This window comes from Stenotrophomonas sp. CASM106 (assembly GCF_049384825.1).
Taxonomy (GTDB): domain Bacteria; phylum Pseudomonadota; class Gammaproteobacteria; order Xanthomonadales; family Xanthomonadaceae; genus Stenotrophomonas; species Stenotrophomonas muris.
On the sequence record NZ_JBMRFS010000004.1, the window covers coordinates 130,473 to 154,592 of the forward strand.

At 59.5% G+C, this 24,120-nt stretch carries 19 protein-coding genes and 1 pseudogene; 9 read left to right on the forward strand and 11 right to left on the reverse strand.

All coding sequences use genetic code 11. The annotated features are described in order from the left end of the window. Positions 1-45 precede the first annotated feature (45 nt). Positions 46-849, forward strand: a pseudogene (locus VG556_RS11125) (TatD family hydrolase); the annotation flags it as partial. On the opposite strand, the gene VG556_RS11130 reads toward VG556_RS11125, so the two are convergent. The 5 genes from VG556_RS11130 to VG556_RS11150 all read right to left on the reverse strand — a co-directional run bounded on the left by VG556_RS11130 (position 836) and on the right by VG556_RS11150 (position 5,716). Continuing rightward, positions 836-1,720 (reverse strand): NAD-dependent epimerase/dehydratase family protein, encoded by an 885-nt coding sequence (locus VG556_RS11130; RefSeq protein ID WP_100450780.1) that lies wholly within the window; start codon positions 1,718-1,720, stop codon positions 836-838. The pseudogene VG556_RS11125 and the gene VG556_RS11130 overlap by 14 nt on opposite strands. After that, positions 1,717-2,655 (reverse strand): 2-dehydropantoate 2-reductase, encoded by a 939-nt coding sequence (panE, locus tag VG556_RS11135; protein ID WP_053496507.1) that lies wholly within the window; start codon positions 2,653-2,655, stop codon positions 1,717-1,719. Before panE ends, VG556_RS11130 begins: the two co-directional genes overlap by 4 nt. Before the next feature lie 187 nt (positions 2,656-2,842). Next, positions 2,843-3,610: a hypothetical protein gene (locus tag VG556_RS11140; RefSeq protein WP_100450779.1), complete on the reverse strand. Its 768-nt coding sequence runs from the start codon at positions 3,608-3,610 to the stop codon at positions 2,843-2,845. Positions 3,611-3,959: 349 nt separating this feature from the next. Next, positions 3,960-4,751 (reverse strand): ABC transporter permease, encoded by a 792-nt coding sequence (locus VG556_RS11145; protein WP_014038898.1) that lies wholly within the window; start codon positions 4,749-4,751, stop codon positions 3,960-3,962. Next, positions 4,748-5,716, reverse strand: a complete 969-nt coding sequence (locus tag VG556_RS11150) for an ABC transporter ATP-binding protein (RefSeq protein ID WP_005411567.1) — start codon at positions 5,714-5,716, stop codon at positions 4,748-4,750. The genes VG556_RS11145 and VG556_RS11150 overlap by 4 nt, the downstream gene beginning before the upstream one ends. A gap of 84 nt (positions 5,717-5,800) precedes the next feature. Between VG556_RS11150 and VG556_RS11155 the strand changes: the two genes are divergently transcribed. The 5 genes from VG556_RS11155 to VG556_RS11175 all read left to right on the forward strand — a co-directional run bounded on the left by VG556_RS11155 (position 5,801) and on the right by VG556_RS11175 (position 12,463). Beyond that, entirely contained in the window at positions 5,801-6,562 is a 762-nt protein-coding gene (locus VG556_RS11155) for a ferredoxin--NADP reductase (RefSeq protein ID WP_075075814.1), read from the forward strand. 66 nt (positions 6,563-6,628) lie between these two features. Then, a complete protein-coding gene (locus VG556_RS11160; RefSeq protein WP_125899101.1) occupies positions 6,629-7,963 on the forward strand; it encodes a site-specific integrase in 1,335 nt (444 codons plus the stop codon). Continuing rightward, positions 7,960-9,957: a hypothetical protein gene (locus VG556_RS11165; RefSeq protein WP_125899102.1), complete on the forward strand. Its 1,998-nt coding sequence runs from the start codon at positions 7,960-7,962 to the stop codon at positions 9,955-9,957. Before VG556_RS11160 ends, VG556_RS11165 begins: the two co-directional genes overlap by 4 nt. Further along, the gene (locus VG556_RS11170) at positions 9,957-11,960 is read left to right on the forward strand and encodes a hypothetical protein (RefSeq protein ID WP_125899103.1); all 2,004 of its coding nucleotides are present in this window, start codon (positions 9,957-9,959) and stop codon (positions 11,958-11,960) included. The genes VG556_RS11165 and VG556_RS11170 overlap by 1 nt, the downstream gene beginning before the upstream one ends. Continuing rightward, positions 11,957-12,463 carry a hypothetical protein gene (locus tag VG556_RS11175; protein ID WP_049459868.1) on the forward strand — a complete coding sequence of 169 codons (507 nt, stop codon included), beginning with the start codon at positions 11,957-11,959 and terminating at the stop codon, positions 12,461-12,463. The genes VG556_RS11170 and VG556_RS11175 overlap by 4 nt, the downstream gene beginning before the upstream one ends. Before the next feature lie 42 nt (positions 12,464-12,505). Here the strand turns inward: VG556_RS11175 and VG556_RS11180 are convergent, their stop codons facing one another. The 3 genes from VG556_RS11180 to VG556_RS11190 form a co-directional block, all read right to left on the reverse strand. Beyond that, a complete protein-coding gene (locus VG556_RS11180; protein WP_008267133.1) occupies positions 12,506-14,098 on the reverse strand; it encodes a hypothetical protein in 1,593 nt (530 codons plus the stop codon). 63 nt (positions 14,099-14,161) lie between these two features. After that, positions 14,162-16,330, reverse strand: a complete 2,169-nt coding sequence (locus VG556_RS11185) for an SIR2 family protein (protein WP_197573146.1) — start codon at positions 16,328-16,330, stop codon at positions 14,162-14,164. A gap of 585 nt (positions 16,331-16,915) precedes the next feature. Further along, positions 16,916-17,830, reverse strand: a complete 915-nt coding sequence (locus VG556_RS11190; protein WP_220084159.1) for a LysR family transcriptional regulator — start codon at positions 17,828-17,830, stop codon at positions 16,916-16,918. Between the two features lie 276 nt (positions 17,831-18,106). Between VG556_RS11190 and VG556_RS11195 the strand changes: the two genes are divergently transcribed. From VG556_RS11195 to VG556_RS11205, 3 genes are all read left to right on the forward strand, one after another. Continuing rightward, positions 18,107-19,171 (forward strand): SDR family oxidoreductase, encoded by a 1,065-nt coding sequence (locus VG556_RS11195; RefSeq protein WP_008266446.1) that lies wholly within the window; start codon positions 18,107-18,109, stop codon positions 19,169-19,171. Between the two features lie 75 nt (positions 19,172-19,246). Continuing rightward, positions 19,247-19,981, forward strand: a complete 735-nt coding sequence (locus VG556_RS11200; RefSeq protein ID WP_075075813.1) for an SDR family oxidoreductase — start codon at positions 19,247-19,249, stop codon at positions 19,979-19,981. Between the two features lie 146 nt (positions 19,982-20,127). Continuing rightward, entirely contained in the window at positions 20,128-22,179 is a 2,052-nt protein-coding gene (locus tag VG556_RS11205) for a TonB-dependent receptor domain-containing protein (protein WP_202909078.1), read from the forward strand. Between the two features lie 282 nt (positions 22,180-22,461). Here VG556_RS11205 and VG556_RS11210 read toward each other — a convergent pair whose 3' ends face one another. From VG556_RS11210 to VG556_RS11220, 3 genes are read right to left on the reverse strand one after another with little or no spacing between them, the layout of a single operon-like run. Continuing rightward, entirely contained in the window at positions 22,462-22,707 is a 246-nt protein-coding gene (locus VG556_RS11210; RefSeq protein ID WP_008267212.1) for a hypothetical protein, read from the reverse strand. A 39-nt stretch (positions 22,708-22,746) separates the two neighbouring features. Beyond that, positions 22,747-23,388 (reverse strand): hypothetical protein, encoded by a 642-nt coding sequence (locus VG556_RS11215; RefSeq protein ID WP_032961297.1) that lies wholly within the window; start codon positions 23,386-23,388, stop codon positions 22,747-22,749. Positions 23,389-23,404: 16 nt separating this feature from the next. Continuing rightward, positions 23,405-24,103: a HupE/UreJ family protein gene (locus tag VG556_RS11220; protein WP_008264906.1), complete on the reverse strand. Its 699-nt coding sequence runs from the start codon at positions 24,101-24,103 to the stop codon at positions 23,405-23,407. Between the last annotated feature and the right edge of the window lie 17 nt (positions 24,104-24,120).

Consider the following 24,120-nt stretch of genomic DNA (forward strand, 5'->3'; position numbering starts at 1 on the left):
GCAGGCGCAGGTACAATGCGCGGGCACTTTTCCCCCGCGATGACCATGCACCTGATCGATATCGGCGCCAACCTGACCCACGACTCCTTCGACCGCGACCGCGATGCCGTGCTGGACCGCGCGCGCCAGGCCGGCGTGGTGCAGATGGTCATCACCGGTGCCAGCCGCGAGCACTCGCCACTGGCCCTGCAGTTGGCCCAGCAGCACCCCGGCTTCCTGTACGCCACCGCCGGCGTGCACCCGCACCACGCGGTGGAATACACCGAGGAATGCGATGCCGAAATGCGCGCGCTGCATGCCCACCCGGAAGTAGTGGCGGTGGGGGAGTGCGGGCTGGACTACTTCCGCGATTTCTCGCCGCGCCCGGCCCAGCACCGCGCGTTCGAGCGCCAGCTGCAGCTGGCCGCGGACAATGGCAAGCCCCTGTTCCTGCACCAGCGCGATGCGCATGCCGATTTCATGGCACAGATGAAGAACGTCGAAGGCCGCATCGGCCCGGCGGTGGTGCATTGCTTCACCGGTGAGCGTGACGAGCTGTTCGACTACCTGGACCAGGACTGGTACATCGGCATCACCGGCTGGCTGTGCGACGAGCGCCGTGGCGCGCACCTGCGCGAACTGGTGAAGAACATCCCGGCCAACCGCCTGATGATCGAGACCGACGCACCGTACCTGCTGCCGCGCACGCTGAAGCCGATGCCGAAGGACCGCCGCAACGAACCGATGTTCCTGTCGCACATCGTGGAAGAACTGGCGCGTGACCGTGGCGAGGACGTGGCAGTGACCGCCGCGAATGCAACGGCCGCGACGCGTACGTTCTTCCGCCTGCCCGGCACTACCGGAGCAGGTCGCGCAGGCCCTCACGGTAGCTGGGGAACCGCGGCGCCCACGCCAGTGCTTCACGCGTGCCACGGCTGTCGATGCGCTTGTTGCTCTGGTAGAAGCGTCGCAGGGTCGGGCTGAGTGCAGGGTCGTCCCATGCCACGGCAGGTGGCATCGCAAACCCGCCCAGCTGCGCGGCGAAGGCCAGTACCTCCTGCGGCGGTGCCGGCTCGTCATCGGCCGGCAGATACAGGCCATCCACGCACGGCCGCTGCATCGACGCGATAACGACCGTCACCAGGTCATCCACGTGCAGCCGGTTGAATAGCAGCCCGGGACGCACTACGTGGCGGGCACGTCCCTGCGCCAGCTGCAGCAGCGCATTGCGCCCCGGCCCGTACAGGCCGGGCAGGCGGAACACTGCCGATGCGATGCCGCGTTCTCCTGCAAGCGCACGCCATTGCGCTTCGGCCCGCAGGCGCTGCACGCCGGCTGCTTCAGTGGCATCGGCTGCGCTGCGCTCGTCGACCCAGCCGCCGGCGCGGTCGGCATACACCGAGGTGGACGACAGATAGCCCACCCAGCGCAATGCCGGGCTGGCCCGCAGCGCGGACAACAGCAGGCGCAGTGCAGGATCGCCATCGGCATCGGGTGGCACGCTGCACAGTACGGCCTCGGCCTGCGCGATCTCATCGAGCAGGGCGGGCGATGGCGTGGCATCGGCACCCAGCGGATGGCGACGCAGACCATCGCGTGGTGCCGATGCGGGATCGCGTACCGTGCCGGCGACGTGTGCGCCCAATGCCTGCAGATGTCGGGCCAGCGCACAGCCACTCCAGCCCAGCCCGAGGATCAGCACCCGCGAGGGCGATGCACTGGCGGCGGAGATGATGCTCACGCGCCGCGCAGTGCCTGGTAGGCCTGCAGGCTGCTGTAGGCGACCTGCAGCAGCAGGGCTTCCTGGTCGGCCTTGCGCGCGCGGGCCAGCATGTCGCCGACGATCTGTTCGGCCTCCACCTGTTGGCCGGCTTCCAGGTCACGCAGCATCGATGCCTTCAGTGCCGAGCCGGCCTGGGTCAGGGTGCCGCGCGCGGTGTCCTGCGCGGCCTCGGGAACCGGTTCACCGGCGGCTTCGGCCACGGCCAGGCATTCGTCGTACAGGCCGCGCACGATCGCCTCGCCATCATCGGTGGCAACGATGGTGCCGATGTCGGCGCGCAGCAGGCAGGTCGCCGCCGCCAGCGCGGTAAGGAAGGTGTACTTGATCCATTGTTCCTGGCCGATGTGTTCGCTGGCCAGGTGATCAAGATGGGCCTGCGCGCAGACCGCAGCGAAGGCGCGCACGCGCGTCGAAGCCAGGCCGCCGTCGCGCTCGCCGAAGGTGAGCTTGGCCGGTTTGCCCAGGTGCAGCACCGCACCGTCGGGGGCCTTGGTGGCGCTGATGAAGCACAGGCCGCCAAGCACGGCGTCGCGGCCGAAGCGCGCGTCCAGTGCGTTGTAGTGATGCAGGCCGTTGAGGATCGGCAGCACGGTGGTGCCTGCGCCCACGGCCGGGGCAATGGCGTCGATCGAGCTGTCCAGGTCGTAGGCCTTGCAGCTGAGGATGACCAGGTCGAACGGCTTCTGCGCGGCCAATGCGGGCAGTGCATCAGCGGTGACATGCTGCACGGGGAAGCTGGCATCGCCGAGCGGGCTGCGGATGACCAGGCCGTCGCGATCCAGCTGGGCGGCGCGCGCGGGGCGCACGAGGAAGGTCACGTCCACACCGGCCTGGGCCAGGCGACCACCGAAGTAACCGCCGGTACCGCCGGCGCCGAGGATCAGGATGCGCATTGCACGTTCACCGTGTTCTGGGGAATCAGGATTTCGATTGTGCCGGAGATCGCGGCCAACGGCGGTGCCCCTCGTGGTGGTTCGCGAAAAGCACGGTTCAGCGGGGGTGGCCGGGTGCGGCCACCACGGAAAACAGATCAGGAGCGGAAGCGGGTCGCTCGCTGCGCGAGCGCGTGTAGAACCGCGCTCAGGGCAGCTGTTCGCTGAAGCCTTCGGTGTATCCCAATAGAAGCGTGGTGCGGGAGGACAGCGTTGCAGCCAGTTGTGACCAGGTGTCGTGCGTTCCGGCAGCGTAGACGCGCTGCAGGTCCGCGACCAGAGCGTCCGCTTCCGCAGGCGACGGCGCGCTGTCACGCTGGAAGCCCAGCCACGATGCGCCAAGCCCGAACAGGCGGTAGTCGTAATGCTCTTGCAGGTGCCGGATCAGGGCGTGGTTCTGGAAGATGTTCCAGTCCGCGCTGAAGTAGCCGTTGGGCAGGGCGGCGATCAGCAGGTCGTCACGATCCACGGGCACCTGTTGCACGCAGACCACCTCGTCGACGATGGGGTCCGGTGCGGCATTGGCCGCGACCAATGCCTCGATGTCTGCGTCATTGCACATCAGCGTGCCCGCCAGCGCGCTCCATTCCAGCCGATGAAAGGAATGCTCGAGCTGCGCGACCACATGCGCCAGCAACCGCCCGCGTGCCGCCAACGCATCGTCGGGGGTTGCCGGGTCTTCGTCCTCGTAGAGCGCGATGCGCGCGTCGTCTGACGCGTGCATGCTGGTGTAGCGGCACTGGCCGGCATCATCGAGCGTGCACAGGTAGCGATACCGGGGATCAGCCGCGTGCCGCGAGGCCAGGTATTCCAGCACCTCATCCAGCGTGGGTGAATCGCCCAGCAACGCATGGCTGAAGGCATCGATGGGGCCGTCCGACACGGCTTTGTCCAGCGCAATGGAAGTGATCTTCATCGCCACAGCCTGGCTGCAATCCCGAACGAGAAAAGCGGAACATCGGCTTTGCCGTGAAAGCTCCATCCACGCATGGCGTCGATCCATCGTGTCGACCAAGGTCGACACCTACCAGCAGCAGCGGAGAACGACATCCCGGCAGATCGCCGGAATTTGTCGAAGGCGGGGTGGGTCCGATTGCGGGGGTGTCCGCGGCATGGATGCCGCGGCCAAGCCCCCAGGGATGGGTTTACGGCGTCCCCCGCAATCGGACCCACCCCGCCATCCCCCGGATAGTCAGCTTTTGCCGTTGCCGTTGAAGTTGACGTTGATTCAGCGGGTGCAGGGCCGCAGGCCCTGCAGGCCACCCTTAGCTGCGCATGCCCACGCCACGGCGCAGCAGCCACAGCGCCAGCGCCGTCAGCGCCACCACGAAGCCGATCATCAACCCATAGGCCACCGGCAGCGGCACATCGCTGCTGCCCAGCAGGCCATAGCGGAAAGCATTGACCATGTAGAAGATCGGGTTCGCGTGCGTGGCCGCTTCGGCCCAGCCCGGCAGCAGCTTCACCGAATAGAACACGCCACCCAGGTAGGTCAGCGGGGTCAGGATGAAGGTCGGCACGATCGCCACGTCGTCGAACTTCTTCGCATACACCGCATTGATGAAACCGGCCAGCGAGAAGATCGTCGCGCCCAGGATCACCGTGGTCAGCATCACCAGCGGGTGCGGAATGCGCACCGGGGTGAAGAACATCGCGATGATCAGCACGATCACGCCCACCATCAGGCCGCGCAGCACGGCGCCGGCCACGTAGCCCCACAGGATCACCCAGTTCGGCATCGGGCTGACCAGCAGCTCTTCCACGTGGCGGCCGAACTTGGCACCGAAGAACGAGGAACTGATGTTGCCGTAGCTGTTCTGGATCACGCTCATCATCACCAGGCCCGGCACGATGAACTGCATGTACGTGTAGCCGCCCATGTCACCCACGCGCGACCCGATCAGATTGCCGAAGATCAGGAAGTACAGGGTCATGGTGATCGCCGGCGGCACCAGGGTCTGGCCCCAGATGCGCATGATGCGGGCGACTTCGCGGCGCACGATGGTCATCAGTGCGATGCGGTTGCGCTGGCCGTCGGTCAGCTCGGTGGTGCTCATGCAGGCTTCTCCAGGTTGCCGGTGAGGCGCACGAACAGCTCCTCCAGGCGGTTGCTCTTGGTACGCATCGAACGCACGCGGATACCGGCCTCGTTGAGCGTGGCGAACACGCGGTTGAGGTCCATTGCGCGCGGCATGTCGATGTCCAGCGTGTGCGGGTCCGGCGCGGTCAGGGTCGCGCCCTCGATCACCGGCAGCTGCGCCGGCAGGTCACCGTCGATGTCCAGCAGGAAGCCCTCCACGTCCAGCTTGGCCAGCAGGGTGCGCATCGGCCCCTGCTCGACGATCTGGCCATGGTTGATGATCGCCAGGTGGCGGCACAGGTACTCGGCTTCTTCCAGATAGTGCGTGGTGAGGATGATCGTGGTGCCGGCAGCGTTGATCTCCTTCAGCACGCGCCACATGTCGCGGCGGATCTCGATGTCCACGCCGGCGGTCGGCTCATCCAGGATCAGCAGGCGTGGGCGGGTCATCATTGCGCGGGCGATCATCAGCCGGCGCTTCATGCCGCCGGACAGCGTGCGGCTCATCACCTGCGCCTTTTCCCACAGGTGGGCCCGCTTCAGTTCCTCTTCGGCGCGCTGCTCCGCTTCCTCGCGCGGCACGCCGTAGAAGCCGGCGTAGTTCACCAGGATGTCGAAGGGCTTTTCGAACAGGTTGAAGTTGATTTCCTGCGGCACCAGCCCGATCAGGCGCATGGTGGCGCTGCGGTTGCGCACCAGGTCGCTGCCGAACACCTCCACCTGGCCCTCGCTGAGGTTGACCAGGGAGCTGATGATGCCGATCAGGGTCGACTTGCCGGCACCGTTGGGGCCCAGCAGGGCGAAGAAGTCGCCCGGGGCCACTTCCAGGGAAACCCCCTTCAGGGCCTGGGTGCCGTTGTCGTAGGTCTTGCGCAGGTCGCGCACGCGCAGGGCGGGCGCCGTATCGTTCTGGGATGCCAAGCTCGAAGCCTTCGCGCCCATGGGCTGGCGCTGGAGAGGGGCGGGGAGGGGCTATTATAGAAGACCCCGAGGGCTTGCCCCGGCTACACACTGTCCCGAAAAGTCGTGCCTGTTCAATTCCCCCTCAAGCTGGTCGGCCGCCGCATGCTGGCCCCGACCGTCGGCCACTACCAGTTCGTGCGTGACGATGGGCAGCCGCTGGATTTCCAGCCCGGCCAGTTCATCCAGGTCCATTTCAGCTACGCCGATGGCACCGAAACCAAGCGCAGCTACTCGCTGGCGACCATTCACGACCACGCACTGGGCCCGGGCGAGGCGGTGGATATCGCGGTCAGCTTCGTGCCCGGTGGCGCCGCCACCGCGCTGTTCGAGGCGCTGGAGCACGGCGGCCAGATCAGTGCGTCCGGCCCCTACGGCCGCTTCTGCCTGAATCCCGGTGACCACAATGCCCGCTACCTGCTGATCGCCACCGGTACCGGCGTTACCCCGTACCGCTCGATGCTGCCGCTGCTGGAAAAGGCCATGGCCGAACGTGGTGCGCAGATCGTGCTGCTGCAGGGCGCGCGCAGCCCGGGCGAGCTGCTGTACAGCGAGGACTTCTACAGCTTCGCCGAAAAACACCCGAACTTCCGCTATGTTCCGTGCCTGTCGCGCGAACTGCCCGCCGATCCGCATCCGGACGTGCAGCACGGTTACGTGCAGCAGGCGCTGGCCGGTTTCACGCCGGACCCGGCCACGGACATCGCCTACCTGTGCGGCAACCCGGACATGGTCGATGCCTGCGCCGAGCTGCTGAAGGCCGCCGGCCTGGGCAACCCGCAGATCCGCCGCGAGAAGTACGTAAGTTCAACCCCTTCAAAGGCTTAAGTGGCCTATTGACCTTGGCGAACAGCGGGCGTACCGTCCGCTGCAGGTCAGCTCGGAGTCAATCCGATGCAAGTGGTTATGCCCCCTGAGGGAGCCTTTGCACACGCGCCTAAGTTGCAGCATGTACCGATTCTGATCGGTGACGATGGCTCATACCCAATTGAAGCCAACCGCTACCTCGATGAGCGCAGCAACGGGGAATGGCAACTTCCTCGCGACCGATCAAAAGCAAAAGCTGAGAGTGAGCTCTTTTACGGGCCCATCCCAACCTTGCGCTCGCGAAGAAACATGGCCGCAAGGCTTTCTATTTTTCTCGAATGGTGCATAGACCAAGCCACTGATTGGCGAGAAATTTCCTACAACGAGAATATCCTTCATCAGTATCAGCCGGCACTCCTGAGTGGAGACGGCTCCCCGAGTGGGAGGCAGTTGGATCCCGCTACAGTTAACCTCTACGTCAATGAGGCGTGTCTATTTCTGACCTGGGCCAGCGAGCGCGGCTATCGCCTGCCCATGCAGATACCTGTAAGAAAAGTTGCATACACCTACATATCGCCCACAAGCTCGCAAAGCGGAACACTGCGCTCAAAGACTGTGCGGATCGGGTCTCTAACTGCGCCGGAAGCTCCGATCATCCTCCCTCCTGACAGGGAGGTTGAGATGTGGTTGAAGTCGATTTCGGTGCGTGCGCCCGTAAAAATTCTGATCTTCGAGCTGATCATCCGTTCTGGCCTCAGGATCTCGGAAGCCAATCAACTACGGGTCACCTGTTTTCCAGCAAAAAGAACGAGCGAGAGAACCAACTGGCAACCCGACTGGATATTGGCTGGTGAGGTTCCGCTAGTGCTCAAGTATGGCACTAAGGGAGGCAAGGTCAGTCCTGGGTCAGACCTTGGCACAAGATGGCGTACGGTATTTGTGCCACTAGATCTTGCCGAAAGGATCTGGCACTACATTTCGGTGATTCGACCGACCCAGCTGACGAGATATCACATTGGTGATAGGAAACACACCAAGCGGACAGATCGTCTGTGGCTTGGAGAAGGTGTGAACCGACCTGTGAGCAATGAGATGCTTCGCCGGATTTGGACTTCCGATCGGCATTGTCCCAAAGGATGGCACCCTCATACAGGAAGGCACCATTTTGCGGTGGAGAAGATCTGCGCCCTGACGCGGGCGCAGTTGGCCCTCGCAGGCAACTCAGAGCTGAGTGGTGCTGACTTCGGTTGGTTGCATGGGCTCATGGCCGGACAGGTAAAGATGCTTCTCAGTCCGCTTATGGGGCACGTTGATGAGCGCACGACGATGCAATACTTGCGCGCTGCGGTAGCCAAAATTGGTCGTGATCGAGGGCATCCAGCAATTCGTTGGAATGCGATCATCGACGAGGCATTGACGTGAGAGCGCGTGAAGATACAGGGGGAATGCCTGGGAAATGGGTGGTGCCCTGTACACATCCGGACCTCATTAGCACGGGGAAGATCTATGACTTCTCGATTCTGGCGACTGGTGCAAGTGATGCCCCGCCCATTGCCGCAGTCAGGCATTCCTGGAAGGGGGGATTCACTGGTAGGCCGGAGCTGCTGCGCGATCTATGGCCTACGCTGAGCGCGAGTATTGAAGGCATCGCATCAGACGGTGCAGCTGCAAGAAGGGGGGCACTGGTGTCCTTCTGGAGATTCCTCGATGCACTTGAGGGATACATGGCCTCAAATGGAATTCCATTCAAACGGGTGGTTAGACTTCGCGATCTGACATCCCGGCACGTTGCCCTCTACACAAGCCCGGGTCCGGAGGGTGCATGGGATGCCACTATGGACAGCAGAGCTGCCGTCGTCCGCGCGATTATAAAGACCGCGATTAGCTACCATGAACTTCCAGAGCTAGTACTTCCAGTTTTCAGGATAGCCTCGAATCGCCGCGAGACCCCATCCGAAGAGCACGGATTGGCCGTCATTAGGCTGCTACGAGCGGAGGCACTGAAGGTTCTACAGCGGTGGAGGAGAACGGACAGACTCATTCCTCAAGGACGCGATCTGATCGAGTTGTACAGAGAGAATCCTGAGTTCATGAATGCCCCCGACTTCGTATGTACGGAAGCGGATGCGCACGCGACCTATCGCGCGCTCATAAGGCTGACGGGAAATCCAGTGCCTCGGCGATCTCAGTTGTTGGCGATCTTCGGCAAGCGCATCAAAAGACTCCCAAGCTGGTGGGCGCACTACCCCGATGACCACGAACGATCAGGAAGCGAGGTCGGCTGGCACGATCTGGTTGCCGGAACCTATCCTACTAGCGCAGATGTCTCAATTTTCTTCCTGCTCTTTGTAGCGCGGAGCGCCTGGAACCCCGCAACCGCAGCATCCATGAACTTGAGCGACTGGACGGCAGTCTATGATGAGCAGCATGCATGGATCTATGCGCCTAAGGACCGGGCCAAAGGGACCGCGCAATGGACTGTGTCACGGGTAGGCGATGCGACGGGCTGTCATTCGTTAGTTGAGCTTCTTCTGAAGCGGACAGAAGGGCTTCGAGGCCATATCGAAAGAAACCCGCGCCTGTGCCCTCTCCCAGACGTTGTCGCTCGTAGTCCATGGGTGGGCGTAACAGTGCGCGGACGGCGACAAGGGGTGTATGTAGTAAATCCCCGCACAACTCGAACTGCAAACAACTGGCTCGCCTCTCTGATAGAGCAACTCGATGACGGCACCCGTACAGCTTCCGAGACCATGTCAATTGGACAGTTCAGAGATGTCGCCGCGGCTGCGATCTTCAAGGATTCTCAATACTCGAACTGGGTAATGATGGTACTACTTGGTCACAAGAACCTCATGACCACTAGGCACTATGGCTACCGAAGATCTTCTTTTGAGGAATCCTTCTCGCTTGTGTCCGAAGTGATTGATGACTTGTTCTCCCAGCTTCGGGTCAATCGTGTGTTCGACGTAGCCTTGACGAGGGCGAAGCTCGCAAAGTTGGACGTCAGTGAAGCCGAGATCGAAAAGCTGAATCAAGCACGCCGTCATAAGACCTACGACGGAAGCGGATGTGCAGATCCTTACAGCCCGCCAGCAGTCATTGATCCAGGCAATCCGAGAGATGGATGCACTCTATGCGTCCAGCAGCATAGGTGTGCTTCCAGCGGCTGCCCCAACTGTTTTGTGTTCACGGACAGCCTGGACTTCATCTGCCGGCGTGTGGCAGAGCTAGAGGCAGTTCGGACCTCCGTAGGAATGGTTCGGTTCGATGCTGGATCAGATGCAAGTGACCTGGCGCGGCTTCGCCTAACCGTTCTTCAATGGCCAGCAGATGCAGTGAAGTTCGCCATTGATAAGTGGGCGGCAAGGATAGCCTCCGGTGAGCACATGCCAATCTACTTCGCAGGGCAGCACTGATGAAAATGGTCAACCGGTCTCTAGTAGCAGGCAACCATGAACTCCTAGCTCCTGACGTGGAGGTGTCGCTACTGTCGATTAGTCCGAATGAGCTGAGGTTGGCGCCGGAGGCAAAGCTGAAGCAGCTTCAGAAGCTTGTTGGAATGGGGGACAACTGGGGCGTTCTTCGTATTGACGACGAACATCAGTCTGGCCTACGGACCTCTGATCTCGATCTAAGGCTCTATTCTGGAAGGGGCAAGACGTGCAAGGGGAAGCACTCACCCTTCGTAGTTCGAGAGCTTATGAGGCTGGCGATCACGATGGCGATAATTCCAGGCAAAACCGGGAAGGTGTATAGATACACAACGATCCGGACGCTCATTGCCAATCTTAAGAGGGCGATCCAGCGTACAAATGTACGTCCAAGCTCCAAGAGACTCTGGAGCCTGGTCGAACGCGCTGGCCTGACGCAGAAGTACTCTGACTGCCTTGGGGTGGTTGAGTACTACCACCGACTGGGGTGTCTTCCCGATGGCCCCGCGCCCATGCGTCCAACGGTTCATGGAATGAAGGCTGCGCGAGATCGAACGGGTGAACCTGAGCATACAATCCCGGTCAGCATAGCGAAACCTCATCAGCCATACTCAGATGAGTTCGTCTCTGAAGCAGGCTCGATGGCACTGGTGATGATCGAAGTCGTTGGTCCTACTTTGTTGGATGCCGTAGAGGCCGCACTCGCCGCTACTGAAACTACTCGTGATCTGAAAGACGGTCCCTCGCCATCTCCCAGTCGCCGAGCTGCTCGCGTAAGCAATGCTGTGATCCGGTCATGGGAATGGCGGGGGCCTGACGGGGAGCCGCTTAGGGATGCCCCGCTTCAATTTTCGATGAAATCCGGGCGAAGTGGAAAAACCGTCGCATGGCCGCCTCGGACGTTACCCCAGGCCTTGCGCCTGATAGTGGTTCTACAGGGTGCACACGCTTTTCCGGTGGCTCTTTCTGGCGGTCCCCGACATGGTGAACTGCTAACGATGCAGATCGGCTCGCTTGGCAAGCGAGGTGGTTCCAGTGTTTACGAGTTCAGAACCTGGAAGTTTGAGAATCCCGGAGGGAGGCAGAGTGAAGCGCCAGCGCCGTCAATTGCCATTCAAGCGATTCTGCAGCAAGAGCGCCTAGCGAACATTTTTCGACGGCACCACGGCCTAAAGGGGAACGGCCTGTGGGTTTCCCCAAGATATCCAGATAAGGTGCCGAGCCTTGCGCATGTGTTCAATAGCTTCGTGGAGATACTTGGCCTGGAGCGCTGGCTCACCGATGGTGGTATGAACCCGCATCGATTCCGAAAGACCCTCGCTCGAATTGTTGCTCTAGCGCTTGTCCATGCGCCAAAGATTTTGATGGATGTCTTTGGGCACAGGGATGAACAAATGACAATCATGCGCTACATACTTTCGGATCCAGGAATTCTTTCCGAAGTACAGCAAGTTGTACGTGAGATGCTTATTCTAAAGGGAGTGGAGGCGATCAATAAGGCTGATGAGGTTCAGGGGGCCGGCGCAGAGAAGCTACGGGGGCGTGTGGCGCTGTTCGCGCGCCGGCTGGGTAAGTCCGCCCTTGATCCGCAGAACATCAGGGAGTTCGCCCGCGCGATGACTGCTGAGGGCTCTTCTTGGGCAGTTGTCGCACCAGGAATAGTGTGTACGAACTTCACCGATGGAGGCCTTTGCAACAAGGGGCATGGTCAGGCTAATCCACACTACTGTCATCCTGCATGTGAGAATCAGTTGATTCTCCCTGACGACGAGGATAAGGCGTCCAGAAGCGTTGTTCAGGCCATCGAGACAGTTCAGTACAATCTTGAGTTGCTAGAGCACGCTTTCGTGGATGATGACGTTATGCTCATTGCTCAGTTCCGGGGGCAGATCAAGTCCGTGCTCGGCAGGTGGAAGAAGGTGGACGAATACTTCTCGAAGAGCAGTTTGCTGACGCGCCTCGTACCCAATGTGGTACTTCTGAAATGAGACAAAAGAAGAGTCTTGCCGAGCTTGGAAAGGAGCGGACGGAGGCGTTCGTTGCACGCCTTCGATCAACTATGGCCGAGATTGACAGGGAGATATCGGAGAACGACGGAGTGTATCCACGGAACTCTGGTCGGCTGAATGTTGCAGAGCTGTGTCGGCGGGCAAAGGTAACAGCGGTATCGCTGCACGGAGAGAAGCATGCCGGCACCACAAAGCTCGAGGTGCAGGCCTGGCTCACGAAACTTCGAGTGGACGTTCCTACGAGCGTGAAGGCCGCCAGACGAAAGTCCTACTCACAAAGGCTGGGATGGAAAGAGAGGTACGACGGTATTTCTGCGCAGTTCAAGAACATGTACTCGATCGAGGTGGTGCAGCGAGATGCAAAGATCGCCGCCTTGAAGAAGGAGATTTCTGAGCTGAAGTCACAGATCAAGAAGCAGCGCGAGGCGGGCTCAAGGGTGGTTGGAATCGAGAGCGGGAGAAGGAGAAAAGCGAGTTCGTAATAGGGCATCTCGCAAGCTTCGAATGATGCCCCGCCAGAACTCTTAGGAGCGCGTTCGCACCAGCTCCTCAAGTCGATGAAACTGGTTGTTTCGCTCTAGGTCGGGAGCGGCGGCCCTTACTTGAGCTAGGCATTCATTCAGTCCTAGAGGCGCCCATTGTTGGGATCCAACAACGGCACCCAGCAAATCTAAAGCCTCAGTTGGCGACTGGCTACAAAGGCCAGATTCTAGTAGAAGATGGACGATGTAGTCCGAATTCGCTACCGGCTGAAGCCAGTCACGTACCGCCTTCAATGCGGAAGGGAACTCAACCCGGGCCGCGATGGCGAGTCGAGCTAAGGAGGCAGCAATGCTGGGTGTAGCTAGATTGCGCGATTTTGGCCAAATCTCCTGCCAGAAGGGTTGGACTCGATTTCTCCAGAAGTCTTCGCGTTGATCGCCTGCGGCCTCCAGTGCTTGGGAGAGCGATTGTGCGGACTTCTCCAGTCCATCCTGTGGAAGCTTGCCCAATGCAGATCTAAAGTCGTCCCGAGAGTAGCCTTCCAATTGCCCTAGGGCTGAGTGCGTTAGGAAAGCAGAGAACTGTCCTCGGTGTTCACCAAGGTCGGCGTAGTGACCGGCCGTCAATAGGAACTGCGACTTCAATGCCACCATCAATGGCTGGTACAGTCGCGGTGACCAAAGAAATCCTTCCCAGGCTGCTTTCGCTTCGACAGGGTTGGACCAATCGAAGAGCGGTAGTAGCGTCGCTTCGGTCCACGCCCGGTCTACGCGATACAGGGCGATGAGTCTAGATGCGAGCAACACCCTGCCATGGCGGAATCGATCTACTTCAACATCGCATATGGCGGAAAATGCCGCCTTAAGTTCAGGGGGAAGTAGGTCTCCATCGTTGGGCGCCCTCTTGAACCATAGATTGAGCAAGGCGCGCGTGGCATGCCCAATGGGGTGATTAATCGCCTCCGAGACAGGGTTATCGATTGGCTCGCCGTTCCTTGTCATGCCACTACTCAAGGGGATCGGAAGCGCAAGCACTCGACCGGCGAGAGTCAATAGGAGGTTCTCGCGATTCGCGCCGCTTCTTGAAGTGGCCTCCATCCACCACGCTACTGCAGGTGCGATCTCGGACAGAACTTCATCAGGCATTAGCAGTACCAAAGGCGATGCGTACTGCCAGGAGCGGGCTGCCATTGAATCGTCCGACCAAACCTGAAGCGCCTCGCGCCACCGAACTGCGGGCCAGACGTCTTGGTGAGCGAGGTCGCAGAGCGCGGCAAGGCTATGGAAGAAGCGAGTACGGCAGACATCCCGCCAAGTGTCCTCATAGAACGGTCTATGGGCAGGCCTCGGCGATTCAAGCCATTCAACTAGCTCCTTGCGAGTGCGAGGGGCGACATCGACCTCTCTGCCGTCCTCGAAATCCGGATCTCCGGTGCCGCTCATCCAGTGTGAGAATTCGTCCTTCTCGTTAGGGTCCAATCTCAACTCAGGATGCGCGATGGATATCTCCGCTAGGCGCCTTGCTGCAGACACACCAAGATGTAGGCCCGAGGACTCCAGCTTCGCTAGACGAATCCATACTGCGCGAGCAACCAGGCGATCCCAGCGTTCGGACTCCAGATCATCGCGATACATCTCGCGGGGAGGTCCTGCCAAGATGACATTCTCCAAGCGTGCTTGAGACGCGTTGTCTAGAATTCACCCCTGGAGAACAAGAAGCCTCAGCACTTCGCGTGCGGTGCACTGCGACCACAGCCACCGCCCCTCATCCAGTAGCAGCCAATCGACCCACTGCTCCTGCTCGATGCAATTGTCCTGGCTGGCCGCAAACAATGCCAGCCGCTTGAATGTGGGATACGGGATCTCGAACCATGCCTGAGCCATGAGCGTGGATCTCGACTCATCCGTAGCTCGAACTGCTAACCAAGCGTCGCGTAGCAGTTCAATCAGGCTAACCCAGTCTCGGAAGGACCGGTTCTGCCAATGGGGCGTGATTGATGGAAGGTCCCAGTAGGATCTATCGACAAGGTCATCTGCCTCTCCTAGATCTCGAAGAAGGCCCAGCGCGTCACAGAGCAGTTGCTGTAGGTCCGAATGCAGGAGCGGGAGTGCCTTCTCCCACTCACCCTTAGACTGATCCTGGAGGACCGCATGTACATTGTCCTCCGCAAGCACAAGGTCCCAGTCAACCAACTGCTTAATTCGCACTGTCTCGTCTGCACCATCGGCCACTTCGCCGTCCCAAACAAATGGACGCCTTAGTGTGATCTTTGGGCTGAGAAGGCTACGAAGTTCCATCCGAAGAGACGTGTTCAGTCCCTCACGTCTAAGACGCTTGATCCAACGATATAGCAGCCCCCCTGACAGTGGGGTCTTGAGTCGGCCACCGAGCACGATTCTCCAAAGAGTTCGCATCTTTGGATCGGGCACACCCTTTGGGGCGTCCAGGCGAATAAGATCCAGCTCCGAGACTTTGCCATCCCGTTCCAGTGTGGCCAGACGCTCAAGTTCGGAGTCGACTAGAGAGATCCAGCGACTATCCATCTGCCCGCCACGCTCTGCAATCCATATGATCAATCGTGGATCGTCCAGATGACGCACAAGCCAGCGTGCGAGCTGGAACATCAATCCATCCCATCGGCTGGCCATACTTCCAGAAGACGCCAGTGTCATAGGAGGAGCGTGATCATAAGGCGCAGGCCTACGAACCAAGCTGAATCTGAGTTCTGCATCCTCCTCCTTAACCGAGGAGAAGCCAAAGCGGGCTAGATCCCTCTGCAAGAATCGCTCATGGGAAAATGCCTCGAGGAGCCACTCAAGCGGGGGAACTGGATTGAACTCCGCGAAGCGCTTCGCGGGGAGGCCTGACTTGTCTGAAAGAGCCCACAGCATTCGTCCAACAAAATCGTCCTGGAGCGTGCTGTCCTGAGGTTGGGCCATGGCGTGCTTCGCAACAATGGCCTCTTTACCTTGAACTCCATCGCGATAGACATCTGCCCAAGTCCTGATTGTGTCGTGCAACGCAGAGTGGTCATGGGTAGCAGGCTGAACCCTGTAGAGGATAGGTCTAACGCCCTTAGCTTCCCATTCAATAGTCTTCAGATGCTCTTTCCCGGCTTCGCAATCTCCGAACGCCCACGCCTGCGGGGTAACCTCACCGAGCATTCGATCTGCTGCTAATGCGTCCATCATGTACCGGAGGACCGGATCGTCAATGCTGTATCCAATGAAGCAAACGACATAGTTGCGAAAAAGTTCGCTGACGAACCGCGCGGCCCAGCGTTCGGTCAAGTAAGCCAAGCCGAAGTCACCACTGGTGGCCACTAGTCGATGGAGTGCTGCATCATCCTCACTCTCCGGAAGCAGGCCATGCAGAAAGACAAGCCCATCCCAGCGGCTGCTCTTAGGGATCGGCAGCATTGGAGCGGGATAGGCCGGAAATGGTTGGCCCATGCGCTTCGCCGCCGCGTGGAAGGTTCGATCGAAGTTGGTAGTCACCAACCGCAACGCGCCATCCCGGCTTCGTGCTAACCGAAGAAGCGCTGCTTGGGTGTCAATTGCTCCCTTCCGACGAAGCTTGGGTCTCAACGATTTCGCTAGGGCGCGCCGAACCGCCAATCGCTGCCCAGGCAGTCGCCTTTCAAGTAGATCGAGAGTCGCGTCGAACTTTGAATGATCGAAGGCGGCACGCTCGATGTCCGTGAATGATGTCCCATTCGACGCATAGATTTGCTCAACCAGTCCTTTGAAACCAGGTAGTCCTGACGGGTAGGAGACTCCGGCGCCGCAGAAGAAGACTACTCGTCCTTCTTCGTGTGCCTGTAGAAGTGCTTCTGGGATGTCTGGCCCGTCGACGATGAACTGCATTGCAACTCCCTCTGAATGCTCTCGAACAGAGTGTAGGTTCAAATCAGATGGAATTGGCCAATCGCAGCGTCCAATTAAGTTCTTCTTTTGAAGTTTGTGCGGATTCAGTCTGATGGTCCAAGAGGTGAGATCTGTCCGAGCCCGCTCAACGCCTCGTCGTGGCAGTGCCAATCATTCTTCAGTAAATTCGGCTTCGAACTCGTGCTGATGTGGCAGTATTGAAGGTAGGGTTTTTGGTCTCATCCGCGTTTAGGAATGTTAAAGCCAACCACAGCGGAGGACCGCAACTTCAGCGCCTCAACAGTGGTTGGCAATTGAACGCTTCCATATGAAGGGACTGCATTCCGATACCCACTCATATGGACGAGGTGCTTATGGAACTAGCGAGTCCAGGGCATCCATTCTCGGAGTCCTCCGGACTGGCTCTGTCTGATGCCGGTGGCAAGAAGCGCTCTCATTGCCTCACAGCAACCTACATATGTGATCCAGAGGGAGAGTCTGGAGAGCACTCCGGTATCGAACTGGTGATGGAGTACGTTGGCAGACCATTCATGTCGATCCCAACTCCATAGTTTGGAGCATGTTTTAGCATGCATCGATCATCTGTGTCCGAATTACCTCCGCTAGCCCCTTGAGGCCGGGCAGGGATTGGCGACGAGTGGGGTAGTACAGCATGAATGGTGCGCCCATTGATGCCCAGTCTGGCATCACAACTTCAAGTGCGCCGGACGAGATTTCGTCCTGCACTCTGAGTTCCAGACAGTATGGCAACCCCAATCCCTGCAACGTTGCAGCGAGCAGAGAGTCGGTGCTGCTCACCCTCAGCATTCCGCTGGGAATTACCTTGACCATACGATCACCGTCGCCAAGTTCCCAGCGATAGATTGAGCCGTCGCCGATTCTGTTCTCAATACAAACATGCCGCCGCAGATCGCTTGGATTCTCAGGTCTCCCAGCATGTTGCAGATAGCTGGGCGCTGCCACGACCACCCACTTAAGCGGATGTGTAAGCTCCAGACCAACCATCCCCTCTGGCACTCGGTCACCGTATCGAATGCCGCCGTCAAAGCCTTCCGCTACTAAGTCCACCAGGCGTTCTTCTATCACTAGATCAAGATGGACGTTAGGCCAGCGTTGCTGAAAGCTCCACAGCACTGGCCAGAGTAGGAGGCGCGCCGCATCGTGTGATAGCGAGATCTTGAGCATCTGGATCTCTGACTGCTTCCGAGCCCGAATCGCGGCTAGACCCTCTCCAATTGTATCTAGGCCAGTGGCTGCATAGCGTTCCAGTTCGCGTCCTTCAACGGTGATCGAAAGCGCACGGGTCGTACGATTAACGAGACGCACACCCAGTCGATCTTCCAGCCGCTTTAAGGCGTGACTTAGAGCTGAGGCAGATAAGCCAAGTTCGAGGGCGGCGGCGCGCATTGATCCATGCCGAGCGATCTCGATGAACGCAGCTAGATCTGAAATGCTTATTCTCTCTAGATCACCTTTCAAGACACTTCACCCGGGTATCGATTACTAAACGTGCCAATGATCCGCCGCACAAAGCATGATTTATGGATCGAACGCAGTGCAGATGCTTCCCCATTATCGCCGAGGATGGCATGGCAAGAAGCTGCGCCGTCGACGCTTTCGATCATTTCTGAATTGAAAGAACTTCAGCAATAAAATTGCTACTTGCGCATGTTCGCCGCAGTAAAGTTGCGTCTCCTCCACGGTCGCTGTACTCAAATTTGCTTGGGCCAGAGTGACCAATCAACTGGGATGAACATGTCAAATTCGAATAGTGATTTGCCTGAGCACGACGATGAAGCCACGCCGGTCATCGGCCGCAGACAGTTTATTGCGGGAAGCAGTGTGGCCATCGCCAGCGGAATTGCTGCTTCCTCGGCATTCGGTGCTGTGCCCGCTGCGGTACTCTCGGAGGCGCAGGGTCAGGGCCGCCCGCGAGCCGGCCTGATCGACCCTCGGCAGGCATATCCTCGGCCACCCTACCCGCGCCAAGAACAGCCTTGGCCGGGGCTTGCGTCGAAGATGCGTCCGCTGCCGGACCACGGTGAGAAAACCTATCGAGGCAATCGGCGCCTTGAAGGCCGCAAGGCACTGATTACGGGAGGAGACTCAGGAATCGGTCGGGCCGCTGCCATTGCATACGCCCGCGAGGGTGCCGATGTGGCCATCAACTATTTGCCTGAAGAAGAGGAAGATGCGCGTGAAGTTATTGCGCTGATACGCGCAACCGGCCGTCAGGCATACGCTTTACCTGGTGATATTCGCAGCAAAGACTTTTGCCTGGATCTTGTGCGCAAGGCGGCATCGGCGTTGGGCTCGATCGACACCTTGGTGCTGAACGCGGCGTATCAGCAGCAGGAGCCGGACATTCTAAAGATTACCGACGAACACCTCGAGAACACCTTCCTTACCAACATCAATGCAATGGTATGGATGACCCAAGAGGCACTGCGTGTGTCTCTTCCGCCTGGAAGCGTCATCATCGTTACTACGTCTGAGCAGGGCTACGATCCGTCCCCCTACCTGGTCGACTATGCGATGACGAAGAGTGCGCAGGTTAGCTACGTTCGCTCGATGGCTAAGCAGCTTGGCCCTAAGGGGATTCGGGTAAACGGAGTTGCTCCAGGTCCTATCTGGACTCCGTTGCAGATCAGTGGCGGGACTGCATCCGAGAAGATTCCGAACTTCGGGGGGGACAAGCCGCTAGGACGCGCAGGTCAGCCTGCTGAGCTGGGTTCAATCTTCGTCCAACTTGCGGCAAGCGACGCCAGTTATGCGAACGGCCAGGTGTATGGGGCCGAAGGTGGCGCTGCACGCCCCTAACTTGCGTCACAGACGACCCCAACTCCTTTCATGACTCAACTACACCTGGTCGCCAACGAACGTAGGAGATAGACCTTGACAGAAGCAAGTTACAGCCTTAGAAACCGCTGCGTTGCCATTACTGGCGCCGGTTCGGGGATCGGACTGGCAACGGCGGAGATGATCTTACGCAGTGGTGGAAGCGTTCTTGGAGGATCCAGGCGTTTAGGTGACTTCAAGCGGCTACAGGATGAGTTCGGCGCTGATCGCGCCTACTGGATGCGTCTGGATGTGCGCGATCCGGATAGCGTGGGTGCCTTCGCATCTTGCGGCATTGATCACTTTGGAAGCGTACATTCGGTAGTGGCCAACGCCGGGGTTGGCTACTACGGCGGAGTCGCTGACGCAAGCGATGATCAAGTCATCGAAATGTGTGAAATCAACTATCTCGGAACGGTCCTCACGGTACGTGCTTTCCTCCCTCATCTTCGTAGCGTTGGTGGCGGGGATATTTTGATCGTATCGAGCGTCGCAGCTCATCGCAGTGGGGCGGACGAAGCCGTCTACGCAGGTACCAAGGCCGCCCAGCTCATTTTTGCGGGCGGCTTGGACCGAGAAGTAAGGAAAGATGGGATTCGCGTGAGTGCCATCTGCCCCGCAGGTACTCATACATCTTTTGCCGTGGGTCACGGTCGCACGGCCGACGATCCCCGTTTGAGCGAATTCATGGCCGCGCAGGATGTAGCCTCGCAGATTGTCTATTGCTTGCAGCAACCGCGGACCTTGCGGACCGGCGTATGGACGACTTGGAGCATGAGCCAGTCCAGCTGAGGTGCTGCCCAGACAGCATCGGTCGGCCACAGTTTGATACCTGACCTCAAGACGCAAGCCAGCCCTCGACCCGATATGGGCGTTTTCCGGAATCAAGCGAGGCAGCCATTCCCCAGCAATAATGCCCGTTACCGGATTACCCCGAGATGTCGCACACATACCTGAAGTCACGACTTGCTCTTCCCACGCTGACAGTTGCTATTGGTCTGGCCCTTTCTTCGCATGCCAGCGCTGAAGCTTTGACGCATGCCTCCTCCGTCAAGCAGTTGGACACCTTGGTCGTTACCGCCACCGGTGCCCAGCAGTGGATCAGGGATGCGCCAGCCAGCATTAGCGTTATCAGCCGCGAGGAGATCGAGCGTAAGCCGGTCACCAGCATCGGCCAGCTGCTGAGTACCGTCCCTGGAGTGACCGGTGGCTATGCACTGTCCGGAGCGCAGTCGAAGATCCGCCTGCGTGGACTGCCCGAGCAGTACACGCTGATCCTGATCGACGGCCGCCGCCAGGGCAACTCCTCCGGCGTGAACTACCGCGACGACCTGGGTCCGCAGGATCTGAACTGGCTGTCGCCGGACATGATCGAACGAATAGAAGTGGTGCGCGGCCCGATGTCGTCGCTATACGGTTCGGATGCGATGGGCGGCGTGATCAACATCATTACCCGCAAGATTTCCGACCACTGGGGCGGCTCGGTCACCTTGAACCACAGCGTGCCCGATTCATCCACCCGCGGTGATACCACGCAGATGGGTGCCCTTTTCAGCGGCCCACTGACCGACAACCTGGGGATCCGCATCGGGGCCAACGTGACCGACCGCAAGTCCGATCGCCTTGAGGGCCAGACTCCGGGCAGCAAGGCGGAGAATGCCAACCTGCAGTTCCACTGGCGCCTCAACGATGACCACGCACTGACCATAGAAGGGTCGCGCGGCGTGCAGCGCAACACCGGCAGCGGTGATGTATATGCCTGGGGTCTGTCCAAGCTGGTACAGACCGGTTACGTGCTGGGCCATGATGGCCGTTACGGCGACTCCACCACCTCCAAGACCACCCTTGTGCGGAACGACTACCAAGACAAGGGCAGTGCGGTGGGCAACCATTCGAAGGAAACGGTGTTCGATACTGCCTTCACCACCGCTTTCCATTGGGGCTTCGAGCACAGCCTGAACGTGGGTGGTCAGTGGAAGCGCGAGCAGCTGGAAAACAGCGACACCATCGGTACCGTACCTGTGACTTGGACCGGCAGCAGCCGCATCAGCCCGACCAGTGAAGCGGACTCATGGGCCTTGTTCGCCGAAGACCACATCACCCTGCACGAGCGCTTCGTGCTGACTCTGGGCGTGCGCTGGGACAACACCGACAACTACGACGACAACGTGAGCCCGCGCATCTACGGCGTGTGGCACCCGGCAGACGCATGGACAGTACGCGGCGGTGTCTCCAAAGGGTTCCGCGCGCCCAATCTTAAGCAGGGCACCGCTGGTGCGGCCACCCAGTCTCTGGGACGCGGCTGCGGCAGCCTGACCCCGGAAGGCTGGAACAGCCGGCTGATCAACGCCGACGGCACGACCGGCTGCTACATGGCCGGTAACCCGAACCTGAAACCGGAAACCAGCACCAACTATGAGCTTGGCGTGGGCTTCGACCAGAACGGCTGGTCCGCATCGGCCACCTACTTCCTGACCAACTTCGACGACAAGATCGAACAGGTGCCGCTGCGCGAGATCCCAGGCCAGAACACTAGCTTCGTAAACGGCTTCTGGTGGACGGTGGCGCAGAACATCCAGAAGGCTCGCACGCGAGGCGTGGAAGCCAGTGTGACCGTGCCGCTGCACGAGCGACTGAGCTGGACCACCAACGCCACACGCATGTTGGAATCGAAGAACCGCACCACCGGCGCCAGCCTGCTAGTGGTGCCGAAGATCACCGCCAACACTTCGCTGAACTGGAGCGTGTCCGATGCATGGTCGCTTAACCTCAGCGCGCAACACATCGGGAAGCAGCTTGTGTCTTCGTCCAGACCTACCTTCGCCAAGGCATACACCACGGTGGATCTGGTCACCGCTCTCGATGTGAACGAAAACCTGACCTTGCGCGTCGGCGTACAGAACTTGGGTGATGTTTCCACGCTTGAAGAAGGCAATAATTACGACGGCGGCGCACGCACGCTCTTTGTGGGCGCGACCGCGCGCTTCTAAGGCGGGTTGATCAGGTCAGGAGATTGCGTTCGGTTCAGCACGTTCGATCACGTCGATGATTGCAAATGAACTTTGCCGCACTCGGGTTTGGAGAATGTAAGCCCGAGTGCGGCTCTAATCGCAATCCTCCGGTCAAACGCTAGCATTCGAGAGCGAGCCTGTTGGAAGAATGAGGGTCTAACCGAGGTCTATTTGTAGGACGACGCTGGCACTATTCGCTTGGCTCAAGGGTAAAGACGAATGGTCCGACTTCACCCAAGCCGGACCATTCGCCGCAATCAATTACTTCTTCTTCGCAGCCGACTGCGCCTGAGCGTCGCACCTGTCCTTCAGCGCCTTGGTCTGAGGATCGGCAAGATCCACCTTGAACTTCGTCCGGTCAGCCAGCTGTTCACACGTAGCAGGCTTTGCCTTAGGCGCCTCCTTCACTTCCGACTCGGCATGAAGCGCCGGATCATGTGCGAAGGCCGATGCGGACGCTGCAATGGAAGCGAAAAGGACGCTGATGAGGGCAAAACGATTCTTCATGTTGCTTCTCCTAGGTTGATTTCGGCGTTATGCCGGGTGTCACGGCTGGTAGAGGTCGGCTTGGTAGCCGGTAATTTGCACCTCGATGATCACGGGGGTGCTGCCGCGGTTCTGCCAGTACCACCCATGGGTACCTTCAAAGGGAGCAATGAACGTTCCCTCGGCCTGACGCTGGGCGCCTTCAACGGCGTAGCTGGTCCAGGGGCCCTTCACGTCGGGACGCTCGCCGTGCATGTCCACGGCAACATCAGACGTGGCCTTCCAGCTGAAAACCATCCCAGCGCCCTGAGCCATATGGGCCTTCACCTCCTGGCCCTTACCAGGGGCAAGCTCGATCGTCAGTGAGTCCTGCCGTAAAGGAGTGCTGGCGAGAGAGACAGCGGCGGGTTCGAAGGCCTGCTTGCCATTGCTCCCGAAGGCAACCTTGGCCTTCTCGAACAGCGCCGAGACGGCTTCGGCGCTGCCAGCAGATGCCGGAACTGGGGGAGCTACGGCCTCTACCTGGTCAGTGGAGGCTAGGGCGTCCAGACCCAGAACCTTACCTACGCCCGTAGGGTCGATTCCGTACTCCGCGGGAAGCACGGTGGTGAGCAGAATCACCCCTGCAACGGCAGCGGCCAGGGCGGTGGATTTCAGCAGCTTGCGAGTGCTGGGCAGCTGATTGGAAAGCGTGATGGACATGAGTACCTCTGTAGATTCAGGAAACGAAGTAGCCGGTGAGCTGCATGCCAACAAGCACGAAGCCGGCGCACATAAGGGCGGTGTTGATGCTGTACGCCTGTCGATGGAATGACGGCAAGCGGCGCCAGAAGCCCATCACGATCAAGATGCCTGCGAGCGCGAGCAGCTGTCCGATCTCGACCCCCACGTTGAAGGCGAGCATGTTTGGGACAAGCCCGTCAGGTGAGAGCGAGAAATCCTGCAGCTTTGTCGCTAGACCAAAGCCATGGAAGAAGCCAAAGATCAGCACGGCGGCTTTGGTGTTGGGCTGTACCCCAAACCAGCGCTTGAACGCGCCCATGTTGTCCAGCGCCTTGTAGACAACCGACAGGCCAATGATTGCGTCGACCAGGTACGCATTCACATGCAATCCGCCCAGGACACCTAGCAGCAAGGTGGTGCTGTGGCCGATCGCGAACAACGTCACGTAGATGCTGACATCACGCATCCGGTACAGGAAGAAGATCACCCCGAACAGAAACAGGAGGTGGTCGTATCCAGTCACCATGTGCTTGGCGCCGAGGTACGTGAACGCGATGAGCTGCAGGCCGGTACTGTCTTCCAGGAAGGCCTGGTCGCCTTCACTGACGCCATGCGCCCAAGCAACGCAAGGCAGAAGGATGGCTGCAAGCAGGTAGAGCCACGCTTGGGTTCGTTTGGAAATGGTCAACTGCATGTTCCTGGGAGGGGTTG

Coding starts and splice junctions, on each gene's coding strand:
- panE (WP_053496507.1), bottom strand. CDS start 2,655: ATGCGCATCCTGATCCTCGGCGCCGGCGGTACCGGCGGTTACTTCGGT.
- VG556_RS11140 (WP_100450779.1), bottom strand. CDS start 3,610: ATGAAGATCACTTCCATTGCGCTGGACAAAGCCGTGTCGGACGGCCCC.
- VG556_RS11145 (WP_014038898.1), bottom strand. CDS start 4,751: ATGAGCACCACCGAGCTGACCGACGGCCAGCGCAACCGCATCGCACTG.
- VG556_RS11150 (WP_005411567.1), bottom strand. CDS start 5,716: ATGGGCGCGAAGGCTTCGAGCTTGGCATCCCAGAACGATACGGCGCCC.
- VG556_RS11160 (WP_125899101.1), top strand. CDS start 6,629: ATGCAAGTGGTTATGCCCCCTGAGGGAGCCTTTGCACACGCGCCTAAG.
- VG556_RS11170 (WP_125899103.1), top strand. CDS start 9,957: ATGAAAATGGTCAACCGGTCTCTAGTAGCAGGCAACCATGAACTCCTA.
- VG556_RS11175 (WP_049459868.1), top strand. CDS start 11,957: ATGAGACAAAAGAAGAGTCTTGCCGAGCTTGGAAAGGAGCGGACGGAG.
- VG556_RS11180 (WP_008267133.1), bottom strand. CDS start 14,098: ATGTATCGCGATGATCTGGAGTCCGAACGCTGGGATCGCCTGGTTGCT.
- VG556_RS11185 (WP_197573146.1), bottom strand. CDS start 16,330: ATGCAGTTCATCGTCGACGGGCCAGACATCCCAGAAGCACTTCTACAG.
- VG556_RS11195 (WP_008266446.1), top strand. CDS start 18,107: ATGTCAAATTCGAATAGTGATTTGCCTGAGCACGACGATGAAGCCACG.
- VG556_RS11205 (WP_202909078.1), top strand. CDS start 20,128: ATGTCGCACACATACCTGAAGTCACGACTTGCTCTTCCCACGCTGACA.
- VG556_RS11210 (WP_008267212.1), bottom strand. CDS start 22,707: ATGAAGAATCGTTTTGCCCTCATCAGCGTCCTTTTCGCTTCCATTGCA.
- VG556_RS11215 (WP_032961297.1), bottom strand. CDS start 23,388: ATGTCCATCACGCTTTCCAATCAGCTGCCCAGCACTCGCAAGCTGCTG.
- VG556_RS11220 (WP_008264906.1), bottom strand. CDS start 24,103: ATGCAGTTGACCATTTCCAAACGAACCCAAGCGTGGCTCTACCTGCTT.